Source organism: Pseudomonas sp. CDFA 610 (assembly GCF_021147865.1).
Taxonomy (GTDB): domain Bacteria; phylum Pseudomonadota; class Gammaproteobacteria; order Pseudomonadales; family Pseudomonadaceae; genus Aquipseudomonas; species Aquipseudomonas alliivorans.
Genome location: NZ_JAGTPM010000003.1, coordinates 79450 through 93739 on the forward strand (window position 1 = coordinate 79450; position 14290 = coordinate 93739).

At 60.6% G+C, this 14290-nt stretch carries 16 protein-coding genes; 5 read left to right on the forward strand and 11 right to left on the reverse strand.

What is annotated here, in order from left to right; all coding sequences use genetic code 11:
* Window positions 1-48 precede the first annotated feature (48 nt).
* A complete protein-coding gene (locus tag KDX39_RS05840) occupies window positions 49-687 on the forward strand; it encodes a TetR/AcrR family transcriptional regulator (protein WP_231659682.1) in 639 nt (212 codons plus the stop codon).
* Between the two features lie 18 nt (window positions 688-705).
* On the opposite strand, the gene KDX39_RS05845 is transcribed toward KDX39_RS05840, so the two are convergent.
* Window positions 706-1500 (reverse strand): class I SAM-dependent methyltransferase, encoded by a 795-nt coding sequence (locus KDX39_RS05845; protein ID WP_231659683.1) that lies wholly within the window; start codon window positions 1498-1500, stop codon window positions 706-708.
* 96 nt (window positions 1501-1596) lie between these two features.
* On the opposite strand from KDX39_RS05845, the gene KDX39_RS05850 reads away from it, so the two are divergent.
* Entirely contained in the window at window positions 1597-2217 is a 621-nt protein-coding gene (locus KDX39_RS05850) for an energy transducer TonB (protein ID WP_210040435.1), read from the forward strand.
* Here the strand turns inward: KDX39_RS05850 and KDX39_RS05855 are convergent, their stop codons facing one another.
* The 7 genes from KDX39_RS05855 to ppc form a co-directional block, all read right to left on the reverse strand.
* The gene (locus tag KDX39_RS05855; RefSeq protein ID WP_231659684.1) at window positions 2218-2907 is read right to left on the reverse strand and encodes an extensin-like domain-containing protein; all 690 of its coding nucleotides are present in this window, start codon (window positions 2905-2907) and stop codon (window positions 2218-2220) included.
* 2 nt (window positions 2908-2909) lie between these two features.
* On the reverse strand, window positions 2910-3743 hold the full coding sequence (locus tag KDX39_RS05860; RefSeq protein ID WP_231659685.1) for an isocitrate lyase/PEP mutase family protein: 834 nt from the start codon (window positions 3741-3743) through the stop codon (window positions 2910-2912).
* Window positions 3744-3791: 48 nt separating this feature from the next.
* Window positions 3792-4655 (reverse strand): DUF72 domain-containing protein, encoded by an 864-nt coding sequence (locus tag KDX39_RS05865; RefSeq protein WP_231659686.1) that lies wholly within the window; start codon window positions 4653-4655, stop codon window positions 3792-3794.
* Window positions 4656-4657: 2 nt separating this feature from the next.
* Window positions 4658-4969 carry a hypothetical protein gene (locus tag KDX39_RS05870; RefSeq protein ID WP_231659687.1) on the reverse strand — a complete coding sequence of 104 codons (312 nt, stop codon included), beginning with the start codon at window positions 4967-4969 and terminating at the stop codon, window positions 4658-4660.
* Between the two features lie 199 nt (window positions 4970-5168).
* Entirely contained in the window at window positions 5169-5843 is a 675-nt protein-coding gene (gene tsaB, locus KDX39_RS05875; RefSeq protein ID WP_231659688.1) for a tRNA (adenosine(37)-N6)-threonylcarbamoyltransferase complex dimerization subunit type 1 TsaB, read from the reverse strand.
* A gap of 85 nt (window positions 5844-5928) precedes the next feature.
* Window positions 5929-6576 (reverse strand): adenylate kinase, encoded by a 648-nt coding sequence (gene adk / locus KDX39_RS05880; protein WP_057408672.1) that lies wholly within the window; start codon window positions 6574-6576, stop codon window positions 5929-5931.
* A gap of 281 nt (window positions 6577-6857) precedes the next feature.
* Window positions 6858-9494: a phosphoenolpyruvate carboxylase gene (gene ppc / locus KDX39_RS05885; RefSeq protein ID WP_231659689.1), complete on the reverse strand. Its 2637-nt coding sequence runs from the start codon at window positions 9492-9494 to the stop codon at window positions 6858-6860.
* 249 nt (window positions 9495-9743) lie between these two features.
* On the opposite strand from ppc, the gene KDX39_RS05890 reads away from it, so the two are divergent.
* From KDX39_RS05890 to KDX39_RS05900, 3 genes are all read left to right on the forward strand, one after another.
* Window positions 9744-10103, forward strand: coding sequence for a pilin assembly protein (locus KDX39_RS05890; RefSeq protein ID WP_231659690.1), 360 nt, complete (start codon window positions 9744-9746; stop codon window positions 10101-10103).
* A 253-nt stretch (window positions 10104-10356) separates the two neighbouring features.
* Entirely contained in the window at window positions 10357-10770 is a 414-nt protein-coding gene (locus KDX39_RS05895) for a DUF4398 domain-containing protein (RefSeq protein ID WP_099229674.1), read from the forward strand.
* 60 nt (window positions 10771-10830) lie between these two features.
* Entirely contained in the window at window positions 10831-11613 is a 783-nt protein-coding gene (locus KDX39_RS05900; protein ID WP_099229673.1) for an OmpA family protein, read from the forward strand.
* A gap of 63 nt (window positions 11614-11676) precedes the next feature.
* Here the strand turns inward: KDX39_RS05900 and KDX39_RS05905 are convergent, their stop codons facing one another.
* From KDX39_RS05905 to KDX39_RS05915, 3 genes are all read right to left on the reverse strand, one after another.
* Window positions 11677-12003, reverse strand: a complete 327-nt coding sequence (locus KDX39_RS05905) for a hypothetical protein (RefSeq protein ID WP_231659691.1) — start codon at window positions 12001-12003, stop codon at window positions 11677-11679.
* Complete coding sequence (locus KDX39_RS05910; RefSeq protein ID WP_231659692.1) at window positions 12000-12902, reverse strand: alpha/beta hydrolase; 903 nt, start codon at window positions 12900-12902, stop codon at window positions 12000-12002. The genes KDX39_RS05905 and KDX39_RS05910 overlap by 4 nt, the downstream gene beginning before the upstream one ends.
* Window positions 12903-13008: 106 nt before the next feature.
* The gene (locus KDX39_RS05915) at window positions 13009-14286 is read right to left on the reverse strand and encodes a flavohemoglobin expression-modulating QEGLA motif protein (RefSeq protein ID WP_029241803.1); all 1278 of its coding nucleotides are present in this window, start codon (window positions 14284-14286) and stop codon (window positions 13009-13011) included.
* Window positions 14287-14290: the final 4 nt, after the last annotated feature.

Sequence of the window (14290 nt, forward strand, 5' to 3'; positions counted from 1 at the left end):
CGAGTATATTAAAAATTATCAAACTCACCAGTACATTATTTGAACCTTATGCCTGACACCCTATCCAACAGCGGCCCCGGCCGCCCCAAAGACCTTGAGAAGCGCAAGGCGATTCTTGAGTCTGCAAAGAATCTTTTCGTCAGCAACGGCTACGTGAACACCAGCATGGATGCGATCGCCAGCGAAGCCGGCGTCTCCAAGCTCACCGTCTACAGCCATTTCACTGACAAGGAGACGCTGTTTTCAGCCGCCGTGGTGGCGCGTTGCGAAGAGCAGATGCCTGCCGCGCTGTTTCACCTGGCAGAAGGCGCGACCGTCGAGACAGCGCTACTGAATATTGCCCGCGCCTTTCAATGCCTGGTCAACAGTCCGGAATCCCTCGACCTTCATCGCTTGATGGTGACACTGGGCACTCAGGACCCGCAGCTGTCGATGATCTTTTTTGAGGCCGGTCCGCAAAAGCTCGTCAGCGAGATGGAGCGCGTGCTGGTGGAAATCGACGCTACCGGCAGCCTGCACATCGAAAGCCCGCGCCGGGCTGCCGAGCACTTTCTGAATATGGTCAAGGGCATTCACAACTTCCGGCTGCTGGTGGGATGCAGCACGCCACCGGACGCGGATACCGCCGAGCGGCATGTGCAGGAAGTCGTGAAGCTATTCATGCGGGCCTATCAGCATGAACGCTGACCGGCAGGTAAGTGGGGTTTAATCGACGGTCTTGGGTTTGAGGGCCTTCTTCGGGTAGATGTCGTAGCGGCTGGATTTGCCATCCAGCGCATAACCCGGCCTGGGGCCGTCGATGCAAGGGGCCTTGCGCGGGCGCTTGACCACCACACGGTGCGTGGCCAGGACCAGCGCGGCTTCCAGCAATGCAGGTGCGTCCATGTCGTCGCCCACCAGAGGGCGGAACAGGCGCATCTCCTTTTTGACCAGTGCGGTTTTTTCCCGATGCGGGAACATTGGGTCGAGGTAAATGACCTGTGGCGGCTCGCCTTGCCAGTCGCGAATCAGCTCAATCGAGTTGCCGGTCAGCAAACGCATCTGACCGATGATCGAACCCACATCGCGGTCATGGCGCCCGCGTGACAGCCCGTCTTCCAGCAACGCAGCGATGATCGGTTGACGCTCGACCAGACTCATCTCGCAGCCCAGGCTCGCCAGCACAAACGCATCCTTGCCCAACCCTGCGGTGGCATCCAGCACGCTGGGGCGGATACCCGGCTGAATGCCGACGGCCTTGGCGATCATCTGCCCGGTGCCGCCGCCGAACAGCCTGCGATGGGCTACTGCGCCTTCGACAAAATCGACACGAACGGCGCCGGGTGCATCGTCACCCAACTGCTGCAATTGGAGCCCATCGCCGGTCACCTGCAGGGCAAAATCGGCCTGTTCATCCTGCAATGGCAGACCCAGACGCTCGGCCCACACGGCCGCCTGATCCTGCCCGTCCGCGGTCAGGGCTTCGACCCGGATACGACTGCCTGCCTGCTGTTCACTCATTACGTCCACACACTCAAAAAATGTTAATGATCAGCAAAATCTGCCGATAACCAAGTATCCGGCATTTTGCCAGACCCAAGGCCAGTACTGATCGCTATGTCAGACATTGTTCAAACATCCATTGGCTATTTGTCGCACTCAGGCGACTTTAGCGTCCGCAACAGCCGCACCCTCGGTGGTGTCACGCAGTTGTGGTCGGATGCATTTGCACGCGCAATGGCTGATCAGGTCGCCGACAGCACGCCGATTCCCGTGCACCCAAGCAGTGTGGAAGTGGATGTCGAGACCGGCGAACCCGTCGCTGGCGCCAAGACCCTGAGCAAGATCGTCGAACAGCGCGCCTGCCCGGTCGCCGACACCGAGGTCAAGCCGCCAGAGCCGCTGTTTCTGCCAATCGCCGAATTCGAGCTCGACCTGCTGCCACCGCCAGCCGAGCCGTTCAGCATCGCCGACCTGATCGAGCAGCAGCGTCATCTGGAATTCGAAAGCAACTGGGTGCGCCCGACCGTCCTCAATGCTCACAGCGACGTGACGCCTGGCCCGGCACCACAGACCCGCCCGCTGCATCTGCCTATTGCGGAACTGGAATGGGACCTGGCTGACAAGCCTGCCCTGCCCCTCGACGAAAAGACCATCGCCACCCAACAGCGCCAGTTCGACTACGAGAACGTCTGGGCCCGTCCGCTGATTCTGCAAAATCTGCGAATGGCAGCCTGATCAGCGACACACCTGCCAACGCCCCATGTCCACATGAAAATGATCACGATGTGCCGCGTTGTACTCCGGCCCCAGCACCGTGCTGAAATTCTTGCAGGCCCCGTCGCGGACAAGCCTCAGAAAACGCCCCTTGTCCCCCGCGTCGTTCCAGTCCTTGAGCAGATTGATGCGCTGACCGTCTGCCAGACGAAAACCCGCGATGTCCAGCGCATTGGCTGTCGCGTGCTGGCTGAGCCGGCTGTTGGCGCGGTTATAGATATTGCGGCAGGCAAAACTGCCCAGATGATCGATGCGCGCAACGCGCTGACCGAACACCGCCTCGGCCGCTGGCTGCAGCGTATGGATATCGAACAGCACGTACGCCACCGCAAGCGGGCAACTGGCCAGAAAGCTGCTGCTCAGTGCCACATCACCGCCCTGCACACGCAAGGTGTTCTCCAGCGGACATCGTGCCGACGCCGGGCTGTCGGCCTGACGGCTGAAGCGCAGACCCGACGCACTTAATACCTGATCGCACAGCGCCGGATCATCCCGCAGGCGCGACAGTTTGAACGGCGTCAACAGATTCGGTTCGGCGCGCACATCCAGCGCAGCCCAAGGGTTCCACTTCGGCGGCACGTCGACCCAGCCGCGCCACACCGCAACCACTCCGACCGCACACAGGACCAGCAACAACAGGAACACACGCATGCTCAGCCCTTGAACAAACCGTTCAGTTGATCAAAAGGCAGCGCCTGTCCGGCGTAGTTGAAGGTGCCGTAGTTGCGAATTTCCTCCGCAGCGCGATAAAGACCACCAAAGGCTGCCCGCGCCAGCGAGGAGCCGACGCTGATACGCTTGACGCCACACTCGCTCAGATCGGCCACAGACAGTGTCACGCCGCCCAGCCCCATGAGGATATTGACCGGCCTGGGCGCCACGGCACGCACCACTGCGATCACCTCTTCCCGCGTACGCAGGCCGGGGGCGTAAAGCACATCCGCGCCCGCGTCGGCATAGGCCTCAAGCCTGCGCAGGGTGTCAGCGAAATCCATCCGTCCGTTCAGCAGGTTTTCGGCCCGCGCCGTGAGCATGAAAGGGAACGGCAGGCTGCGAACGGCGGCGGCCGACGCCCGGACGCGCGCCACAGCCAGATCGAAGTCATAAATCGGATTGTCTGCCTGCCCGGTGGCATCTTCGATGGAACCGCCCACGATACCTGCCGCCGCAGCCATGAGCAGCGTTTCAGCACAGGCTTCGGGGCTGTCGGCGAAACCGTTTTCCAGATCGGCAGCGACCGGAAGCGGTGTGGCCGCCACGATATCCGCCACGTTGGCGAGCGTGTCGTTGCGACTGATCGCACCCTCGGCGTCTGGACGACCCAGAGTAAATGCGAGGCCCGCGCTGGTCGTCGCCAGCGCTTCGAAACCCATCGAGGCCAGCAGTTTTGCCGAACCGGCATCCCACGGATTGGGCATTACGAAGGCGCCGTCGCGCTCGTGCAAGGCCTTGAATGCCTGCGCTTTGAGAAGTTGTTGCGAGTCCATGTGCGTGCTCTCCGGTGACAGGTCTCAATAAACCCACACCTATCGACCTCAGAGCAAGCCCAACTGCTCCACCTGTGGACCACGATCCAGTTCGGGCAGCGGCGACAGCCCCGGCAGACGCACCCTCAACTGCTCATGAAAACGTCGCGCAAGCTCGGGCGCACGCAGGTTGTCCGGTGTGTGCAGGAACACGTAAGGCATCCGCCCCTCTTCGATCCAGACGGCGACCTTCTCCACCCACTGCACCAGAAACGGGTCGTTGGCCTCAAGTTCAGGGCGGCCAATGAATCTCACTTGAGGATGCTGGGTCAACGCCGCCGGACGCGCAGGCACCTTGGGCTTCTTGGACTGCGCATGAAGGACGGCGGGGTCGCTGGATACGCAACTGAACAAGGCACGCGAATCCAGACAGATACGCTCGACGCCACGATCCAGTAGCAGCCGATTGAGCATGCGCTCCTCATCGCCCTTCATGAAGAACGCCATATTGCGGACTTCTACAGCCAGTGGCACATTCAGCTCATCAATGAAACCGACCAGCTCTGCCAGGCGTTGCGGCGTGAAACTGGCCGACAGTTGCAACCAGAACGGCGCAACACGCTGACCCAGCGGAGCCATCAATTGAATGAATGTTTCAGCAGCGGTCACTTGTGCGCGCAGATCGCCGTCGTGGCTGATGTCGCGGGGGAATTTGGCAGTGAAGCGGAAATCTTCAGGCATCACTTCAGCCCAACGCTGCACGGTGGAAGCCGCGGGACGGGCATAGAAGGTAGTGTTGCCTTCGACAACATTGAAAACCTGTGAGTACAGGCTCAGAAAATCGGTCGGCCGGGCGTCATCGGGATACAGCGAATCGCGCCAGGCGTTCTCGCTCCAGGATGGGCAGCCGAGGTAATAAGGCAGGCCGGACACAATCAGACGTGAAGATCGAGCCCCGATACTTCAAGGTCCCAATCCACAAAGCTGGCCGTGGTCAGGTAACTGGCCAGGGCGTTGGCGACACGAGAGCTCATGGAGCGGGGAAAGATGATGTCCTGAGGACGCGCAGGTACGTTACCAGTACTGCCGATCGGACCCTGATCAGCTTCGCGGCGGGACGCGCGCGCAGGCACCGGAAGGTCAACGTCGGTGGTGACTTCTTCGAAAGAACCCTCAACGGTCGAAGGCTGCTTCTGCTGCTTTCGCTTGATGGGGTAGGAACGTTGTAATGGTCCGTCAATGCGCATCGATAGTTACTCGGCTTCTGTAGTGGCAATTTAACGTTACAGTCCGGATACTGGCAAATTCCCTAACGTTAACTAGACCACACATATTGCAAATTGTTTGAGCCCGAGCGCTTTAAGTCACACTAAAACGATAAACGGTAGATGGCGAATTGATATACCTATTGCAATCATCACAACTTGCGAGTTGCCGCTGCGCGTATCAACGCGCCTTGGGCGTGGCAACCTTGTCGCGCAAATACACCGGTTGCGCCTCGTCAGCCTGAACGGCTTCGCCGCGATGCCAGGCAAAGGTGGCCAGTGTCAGCAGGTCCTGAGCGTGAGGCAACAGGCTTGCATCATGCCCCGCCAAGGCGACCGGAATGCGCTCGCCGTAGCCCCATCCTGTACCGGCGCCAAACCATTGGCCTGTGACGTCTTCAGGCAATGTGGCCCGTTCTGGCGCCATTACCGCTTCCTGACCCACCAGGCGCATCTCGCCTGCCGCCTCGCGATAGCAACCCCAATAGACCTCATCCATCCGCGCGTCGATGGCCGCTGCCACCTGTGAGACGCCCCGTTCGCGAAAGGCACGCTGTGCCAGCACTGCCAGATTGGAGACCGGCAATACCGGGCGTTCCAGCGCGAACGCCAGCCCCTGGACCACACCGATTGCGATCCGCACGCCGGTGAACGCACCCGGACCCCGACCAAACGCGATGGCATCCAGTGCCGACATGGCAAGGCCCGCCTCGGCCAGCAGATCCTTGATCATCGGCAACAGGCGCTGGGCGTGCAGGCGCGGAATCACCTCGTAGTGGCTCAGTACCTTGCCGTCATGCAGCAAAGCGACCGAGCAGGCTTCAGTGGCGGTGTCCAGGGCCAGCAAGGTGGTCATCGGTGTATCCGTCGTCATGGAAAAGTGGCGCAGTATAAATGACAAATGGCCCGCAAGCGGGCCATTGTCGAGAAGCGGTGTCGACTCAGCTCAGTGCTTTCAGCACTTTGGCGGTGATCTCTTCGACAGAACCGACGCCAGGAATGTGGCTGCACTTTGGCTTGCCGTTCTGAGCGCTCAGTTTGCTGTAGAACTCCACCAGCGGCTTGGTCTGCTCGTGATACACAGCGAGGCGATGACGCACGGTTTCTGCCACGTCGTCGGGGCGCTGAACAAGATCTTCGCCCGTCACATCGTCCTTGCCTTCAACCTTGGGCGGATTGTAGACCAGATGATAGGTGCGGCCGGATGCCGGGTGAACGCGACGGCCGGACATGCGCTGGACGATTTCTTCGTCATCCACCGCGATTTCCAGCACGTGGTCGATTTCCAGACCGGCTTTAAGCAGTGCCTCGGCCTGTGGAATGGTGCGCGGGAAGCCATCGAACAGCACGCCGTTCTGGCAGTCCGGCTCAGCCAGACGGTCCTTGATCAGGCCAATGATCAGGTCATCGGAAACCAGACCACCCGAATCCATGACGCTCTTGGCCTTGATGCCCAGTTCTGTACCGGCCTTGACCGCTGCGCGCAGCATGTCGCCTGTCGAAATTTGCGGGATGCCGAACTTTTCAGTGATGAATTTTGCCTGAGTACCTTTACCGGCCCCGGGAGCTCCCAGCAGAATCACGCGCATCGTCATGCTCCTCAAATTTTTTATATGGAAATCATCGGATTCGCCTCAGGGGCCAATCTAAAAAATGAATCAGGCCAATAGGCCAAAAGGCTGATCAAGATACACAGCAGACCGTAGCCGCACAAGCCGCCAAAAGTCGCAGTAACCGCAGGGCCGCTGGCGTGCAGGGCGAGGTCGTTTAACGGTACGACCTGCCTTGACCCTTTCGGCAGGTTAGCCCGTAAACACTTCACCCGCCGTGATCCTGATCAAACACAACGCCCGCCGACCGGGCAGGCGCCTCAGCCGGTGTTGCGCAGCCCGGCGGCAATTCCCGCCACAGACACCAGCAACGCCAGTTCCAGAGGGCTGTCCAGGTGCGCCTCACGGTGGCGCGAGCGTGACAGCAGTTCAGCCTGGAGCAGATGCAGCGGATCCAGATAGGTATTGCGCAGACTGATGAACTCGAGGGTTTCCGGGCTGTGTGCCAGCAATTGCGTCTGCCCGGTCAGCCCCAGCACCACGTCGCACGCCTGCGACAATAGGTCGCGCAAATGTGAGCCTAAATGTTGCAGCTCTTCGCTGACCAGACGTTCGTCGTACAGCCTGGCGATGTCTGCATCGGCTTTGGCAAGCACCATTTCCAGCATGTCGATACGGGTTCTGAAGAACGGCCAGCGCTCGCGCATCTGCGCCAGCACGTCGCCCTCGCCCCGCTCCAGTGCCTTGGTCAGTGCCGCTTCCCAGCCCAGCCAGGCGGGCAGCATCAGGCGGGTCTGGGTCCAGGCGAAGATCCAGGGGATGGCACGCAGGCTCTCCACCCCACCCTCGCGGCGTTTGGCCGGTCGGCTGCCCAACGGCAGGCGACCCAACTCCTGCTCGGGCGTGGCCTGCCGGAAATACTCGACGAACTCAGGATTTTCCCTGACCACTGCCCGATAGGCGCTGACGCCATCACTGGCCAACTGATCCATCATCGTGCGCCAGGCAGGCTCGGGCAGCGGTGGCGGCAAAAGGGTCGCTTCCAGTACAGCGGCCAGATACAGATTGAGGTTCTGTTCGGCGATGTCCGGCAGACCGAACTTGAAGCGGATCATTTCGCCCTGCTCGGTGGTGCGGAAACGGCCGGCCACGGAACCGGGTGGCTGCGACAGAATGGCCGCGTGCGCCGGACCACCACCGCGCCCAACCGTACCGCCACGGCCGTGGAACAGCAGCAGTTCGACCTGCTGATCGCGACAGATCTGCACCAGTTTTTCCTGAGCCCGGTACTGCGCCCAGGCCGCAGCTGTCGTGCCAGCGTCCTTGGCCGAGTCGGAATAACCGATCATCACTTCCTGAGGACCGTGCAAACGCGAACGATAACCCGGCAAACCCAGCAGGGTTTCAATGACCGGCCCGGCGTTGTCCAGGTCCGCCAGCGTCTCGAACAGAGGCACGACGCGCATGGGCCGTTGCAGACCGGCTTCCTTGAGCAGCAACTGCACCGCGAGCACGTCCGACGCAGCGCCCGCCATCGAGATGACGTAAGAACCCAACGACGCTGCGGGTGCCGCAGCCACTTCCCGGCAGGTTGCCAGTACCTCGGCCGTGTCCGCAGCAGGCTTGAAATAACCCGGCAACAGCGGACGACGGTTGTTCAGCTCGCGCAACAGAAACTCGATGCGGGTCTGCTCGTCCCATTCCTCGTAACGGCCCAGCCCCAGGTAGTCGGTGATTTCAGTCATCGCCGCACAATGGCGGCTGGAATCCTGACGCACATCCAGACGCACCAGAAACAGGCCGAAGGTCACGGCACGGCGCAGGCAATCCAACAGTGGACCGTCAGCAATCACGCCCATGCCGCACTCGTGCAGCGACTGGAAGCAGAGCATCAAGGGTTCGATCAGCTCGCGGTTGTCATGCAGCACGGCTTCAGGCGCAGGCTGAGTGACGGTCAGCGAAGCATTGGCCCAGTTGCGGGTAGCCCGCAGGCGTTCGCGCAGGCGCTTGAGTTCGGTGCGATAAGGCTCGGCGCTGTCGCCGACACGGGCGCGCAGTGCCTCGCTGGCCTGCTGCATCGACAGGTCGGCGGCCAGGCTGTCCACATCGCGCAAATAGAGATCGGCCGCCATCCAGCGCGCCAGCAGCAAGACTTCACGGGTGACCGCAGCCGTGACATTCGGATTGCCGTCCCGGTCGCCGCCCATCCACGAGGCAAAACGTATGGGTGCCGCTTCGAGCGGCAAGTGCAGGCCGGTCGCCGCCTGCAGCGCCAGATCGGCCTTGCGCAGGTAATTGGGGATGGCGTGCCACAGCGAATGCTCAATGACGGCAAAGCCCCATTTGGCCTCATCGACCGGGGTCGGGCGGATGCGACGGATTTCTTCGGTGTGCCAGGCTTCGGCAATCAGCCGCTGCAGACGCGAGGTGATCTGCTCACGTTCCAGGCTGTTCAGGTCGCGGTGATCCAGCGCGGCCAGTTGCGCGGCGATGGCGTCGTACTTCTGAATCAGCGTGCGCCGGGCCACTTCGGTCGGGTGCGCGGTGAGCACCAGCTCGATCTCAAGCTTGCCCAGCTGTCTGGCCAGCGCATCAGGTGCATGACCTTCGGTCTTCAGGCGCTCCAGCAGTTCGGGCAGCACCCGGGATTCGAACGGTTGCGGCTGCGAATCGTCGCGACGATGCATGAGCTGGTATTGCTCGGCGATGTTCGCAAGATTGAGGAACTGGTTGAACGCGCGCGCCACTGGCAGCAGTTCATCGTCCTCCAGACCATCGACGCTGGAGCTGAGGGCTTCTGCACCTTCAGCGGAACCGCGCCTGCCCGCCTTGGCGCTCTTGCGAATGCGCTCGATCTTGTCGAGAAAATCAGCCCCACGCTGTTCGCGAATCGTGTTGCCCAGCAGCTCACCCAGCAGGTGAACGTCTTCGCGCAATCGCGCATCGATATCGGCCATCGTTCCCTCTCCCGGTTTTTTATAGGGGCTTTTTGCTTGATCGCTTACCCGAACTGAACGGGTGTTGAAATCCGCTTTGCCAACAGTGCATCAAAAGCGCGTTCGCCGACAAATCCTTGTGCATGAAATTATCTGGCCGTGCCGCGAATGCCATACCGGCTAATCTCATGCATGAACCACACGACGACCTATTACGGAACACACTCGCCGCAAGCGAGCACATCAAGAAGACAGTCAGGAGAAGTCACCATGAAAATCCGCGAGCTGGCCAGCCACTGGGAAAACAATGCCAAGGGTCGCCTGACCAAGACCCGCTATGCGATTCATCTGGATATCGAATCCGCGGCGCGACTCGCCGCCTTGTGCGAGATGTACCCCAAACATCACCCGGAAGAGTTGCTGGGCGAGCTGATCGGCGCAGCCATGGAAGAACTGGAAGCCAGCTTTCCTTATGTGAAAGGGCCGCATGTCGTGGCCACGGATGAAGAAGGTGATCCGCTGTACGAAGACATCGGCGCCACGCCCCGCTTCCTGGCACTGTCCAAACGTTACCTGCATGAACTGTCCGAGAAGCTGGACACGCCGGTCGATGAATCCGGTCAGGCGTAACACCGCTAAGACTGCCAGGGCCCATGCCCGCAAAGGGCCGGGCCTGACGCTTGCCTGGCATGGGCAACATATTGAGCACGACATATCAAACGTTCCCGTCCGTCCGCGAAATATTTATGTGAACTATTCAAAAACCCCGCAGGTCCGAGCCATTAACCATTACAGGAAAGCCCGAAGAGCAGCAGGTGGTTGCATGACCTGATGCCCGGCCTGAATAAAAACTGTCATGGATAACCACGTTCGGAGTCAGACAATGGAGTTGATCACCATGAACACCCCTACTGCCAATACAAAGTTCAAAGGCCTGCGCGGGCTGAAACTCGCTGCGCTGGCGCTGGGTAGCACCTTTATCCTCGCTGGCTGTGCAGGCAACCCGCCGTCTGAGCAGTACGCGGTCTCTCAGTCTGCCGTCAACAGCGCAGTCAGCGCCGGCGGTACTGAGTTCGCAGCGGTGGAAATGAAGTCGGCTCAGGACAAGCTCAAAGAAGCCGACCTCGCCATGCAGGAAAAAAAGTACGACGAAGCGCGCAAGCTGGCCGAACAGGCTGAGTGGGATGCCCGAGTGGCAGAGCGTAAGTCTCAGGCTGCCAAAGCGGCCAAAGCCGTGCAGGATGCTCGTCAGGGCGTCAACGAACTACGTGACGAAGGCATGCGCCAGGTGCAGTGAGCACCGCCATCAACCTTTGGTTTTCATGCATTCGTAATCGATTAAAGGACGACCCTAATTATGCGTAAACAATTGATGATCCCTGCCCTGCTGGCCATGAGTGTTGCACTGGCCGCCTGTGCTACCAAGCCGAACCCTAACCTGGAGCAGGCGCGTACCAACTTCACTTCCCTGCAGACCAACCCGGACGCCACCAAGGTTGCCGCGCTGGAAACCAAGGATGCGAGCGAATGGCTTGCCAAGGCTGAGCAAGCTTTCCGTGATGATGCCGACGTCAAGAAAGTCGACCAACTGTCTTACCTGACCAACCAGCGCGTTGAACTGGCCAAGCAGACCATCGCCCTGCGCAACTCCGAAGCCGCACTGCAGAACGCCTCTGCCGACCGCGCCAAAGCCCGTCTGGAAGCGCGTGACGCTCAGATCGCTGCGCTGAAGAACAGCCTGAACGCCAAGCAGACCGAACGCGGTACCTTGGTCACTTTCGGTGACGTGCTGTTCGACTACAACAAGGCCGAGCTGAAGCCAGGCGCCCAAGGCGATATCGGCAAGCTGGCGGCTTTCCTTCAGGAAAACCCTGATCGCAAAGTGATCGTTGAAGGTTATACCGACAGCACCGGTTCGGCTTCCTACAACCAGTCGCTGTCCGAGCGTCGCGCCAATTCGGTTCGCATGGCTCTGACCCGCATGGGTGTAGACCCGACTCGCATCGTTGCCATGGGTTATGGCAAGGAATACCCGGTCGCTGACAACACCAGCAACTCGGGCCGCGCCATGAACCGTCGTGTGGAAGTGACCATTTCCAACGACAACCAGCCGGTTGCTCCACGCTCCTCGATGAAGTAATCGACCGAGCTGCTGCACCGAAGCCCCGCCTGCGCATACAGGCGGGGCTTTTTCATGGGCGTTTCACTGAATTGCCGCAGGTGCCTGCTGATTGATGCAGCGCACGGCCTGCCTGTGATCATCGATCAGCACCCCGGACAGCCCGGTGCGTGAAGTGTCGAACAGCACCAGCACACCATCGATGCACTGCGCCACTTCGGCCGCAGGCGTGGCGGCGATTCTGTAGTCCTCTCCGGGCACGGTCTTGAGCAGCGTGAACTCGCTCAACAGCAGCGCGTCTTCCGGTCGGGCGAAATGCAGGTAGCCGTAGTACCACAAGCAGCCGACCGTACCGATGATGCTCGCGATACCGGTCAGAATCATGCCTCTGACGTTGCGCTCCCCGCTCATTGCTGCGGCTCGGGTTGCTTTGAAGTCGCCGGGTAATTGGGCACTTCGGCGAGGCGACGCAAACCATCGAAATGCTGTGGATCTTCCAGATAACGGACCATGACCTGTCGCCACAGCGGATCGGCGAACGTCTGCACATGTCCGCCGCGGGTCAGTTGCAGCACTCGCGGCGGGGGCGCGGCCTTGTAGAGGCTGATGCCGTTGGCGAGCGGCACCAGCGTGTCGTCCATGCTCTGGAAGATCAGCATGGGCGTACCGGTCAGCTTCGGCAGGCCGTTGATAGCACTGTCGGCGTCAGGCATCAGCCAGGAAAGGGGCGTCTTCAAAGGCCAGGTCAGCCACGAAGTGCTCAGCGTGTAACGGGTGACATCGCGGTAACTGGCAGGCGTGCCGTCGAGGATCAGCGCCTTGACGCGAGCCTTCTCCTGCGGGTGCTGTGACAGGTAATGCACGGCCAGCGCACCGCCGATGCTCTGACCCAGTACCACCAGCGGTCTGTCCTGTACCTCGGGCGCCGCTTGCAACCAGTCGAATGCGGCCTGAACATCCTGATAGATCGCCGGCAGGCTCGGCTCGCCCTGCGACTGGCCGTAGCCGCGGTAGTCGAGCATCAGCACTTGATAACCCTGCTCGGGCAGCCACCAGCTTCCACCCAGATGCCAGGACAGATTGCCGCCGTTGCCGTGCAGATGAAGCACCGTGCCCTTGACCGGCACGTCCGCCTTCGCCGGAAGCCACCAACCGTGCAGGCGCGTGCCGTCTGCTGCGGTCAGATTGACGTCGCGGTACTCCAGACGTGCCTTGTCGGGCGTGAAGGGCAGACCCGGCTCAGGGTAGAACAGCATCGAACTGCAGCCGGCAAGACTGAGGAGCAAGGCAAGGATGCTGATCAGTTTCAAATAAGGAATTCCTTGAGATTCAAGTCGTGCCCATCGCTGTGCGTGGGCATGCAGCCCGTGACGCTCTGCGTCACAGGCGAGAGCGGACGCGGAGCGTTCAGCGCCATCAGAGGATATTCGAGTAATCCGCCTCGATGCGATCCAGGCTCAGGTGGTTGAGGAAGTTGGAGAAGCACATCCAGGCTGACAGGGCGTTCATATCGCGGAACTGCTCGGGCAGATATTTGGGTGCGACCACCAGGCCTTCATCGACCAGCTGGCGAAGGGTGCGCATGTCTTCCAGTGTGGTCTTGCCGCAGAACAACAGAGGCACCTGTTCCAGCTTGCCTTTGCGCACGGCCAACTGAATGTAGTTGTACACCATGATGAAACCCTTCAGGTAAGACAAGTCCTTGGTGAACGGCAGCCCGTTGGGCACCGAACCGCGGAAGACCCGGCTGGCGTTGCCATAGCTTTCCGGCATGCCAAAGCCCTGCTCACGATAGAACTCGAACACCTGCAGAAAATCCGCGCCCTCTTCGGCCATGTGAATGGCTCGTGTGCGGTTGGTCAGTTTGCGCAGACGGCTGGGATAGGATGCAAAGGCGATGACCTCCATAAGAATCGCCAGCCCCTCCTGTGTCACGGTTGACGAGGGCGGGCCTTTGGACAGAAAGGTGCAGATCGGCTGGTTCTGCCCGTTGAGCGTAGTACCGACATGCACGAGGCCTTCGTGGACTTCCAGCGCCCGCACATCGCGCTCATTGAACATCGCATCACTGCGGATCTTGATGTAGTCCGCACCCGCCGCCGCATCGGCCACGATGCCGTCGGACTCGAAGACGCGAATGGTTTCCTCGGCCTCGCCGAACACCCGGTTCAGGCGCGATTGCAACAAGGCCACGGCATCCTTGGCCGTCAGGGTTTTCGGCTCGTCCTTCAGATCGCCACGTCCGGCGATGTTGTTCAGGTAGTCGGAAAGCATCAGCCCCAGATCGGCCAATGTGGGATCGCCCGCGTGAAACGCATCGGAGGCTGCGCCGTACAATTCCTGAGAGATCAGCCCGAAGTCGGGTGTGCCACGCGCTTCAAGCATGCGGATTACCATGCGGTATTCCCGGCACATCCGGCGCATGATCTGCCCGACCGGATTGAACTGACCCAGCTGGCGCGTGACGTCGCGCTCGATGTTCTGGAATTCCTGCTTGAGGGCGCTGGAGTCGAAGCCCAGCGGGCGATTTTCGTAATACGCGCGATCCACGGCCGGCAGGGCCTTGCCCTTGGCGGCCAGGAAATCCCGGCGCACCGTGTCGTCCCACTTCACTGCATCCAGCACGCGAATCGGTGTCTGCGCGGCAACAATCCGATCCGATAAAACACGAATAGTCTGCTGGTACTCGTCCACCCGG

Coding starts and splice junctions, on each gene's coding strand:
- KDX39_RS05840 (WP_231659682.1), top strand. CDS start 49: ATGCCTGACACCCTATCCAACAGCGGCCCCGGCCGCCCCAAAGACCTT.
- KDX39_RS05845 (WP_231659683.1), bottom strand. CDS start 1,500: ATGAGTGAACAGCAGGCAGGCAGTCGTATCCGGGTCGAAGCCCTGACC.
- KDX39_RS05850 (WP_210040435.1), top strand. CDS start 1,597: ATGTCAGACATTGTTCAAACATCCATTGGCTATTTGTCGCACTCAGGC.
- KDX39_RS05855 (WP_231659684.1), bottom strand. CDS start 2,907: ATGCGTGTGTTCCTGTTGTTGCTGGTCCTGTGTGCGGTCGGAGTGGTT.
- KDX39_RS05860 (WP_231659685.1), bottom strand. CDS start 3,743: ATGGACTCGCAACAACTTCTCAAAGCGCAGGCATTCAAGGCCTTGCAC.
- KDX39_RS05870 (WP_231659687.1), bottom strand. CDS start 4,969: ATGCGCATTGACGGACCATTACAACGTTCCTACCCCATCAAGCGAAAG.
- tsaB (WP_231659688.1), bottom strand. CDS start 5,843: ATGACCACCTTGCTGGCCCTGGACACCGCCACTGAAGCCTGCTCGGTC.
- adk (WP_057408672.1), bottom strand. CDS start 6,576: ATGCGCGTGATTCTGCTGGGAGCTCCCGGGGCCGGTAAAGGTACTCAG.
- ppc (WP_231659689.1), bottom strand. CDS start 9,494: ATGGCCGATATCGATGCGCGATTGCGCGAAGACGTTCACCTGCTGGGT.
- KDX39_RS05890 (WP_231659690.1), top strand. CDS start 9,744: ATGAAAATCCGCGAGCTGGCCAGCCACTGGGAAAACAATGCCAAGGGT.
- KDX39_RS05895 (WP_099229674.1), top strand. CDS start 10,357: ATGGAGTTGATCACCATGAACACCCCTACTGCCAATACAAAGTTCAAA.
- KDX39_RS05900 (WP_099229673.1), top strand. CDS start 10,831: ATGCGTAAACAATTGATGATCCCTGCCCTGCTGGCCATGAGTGTTGCA.
- KDX39_RS05905 (WP_231659691.1), bottom strand. CDS start 12,003: ATGAGCGGGGAGCGCAACGTCAGAGGCATGATTCTGACCGGTATCGCG.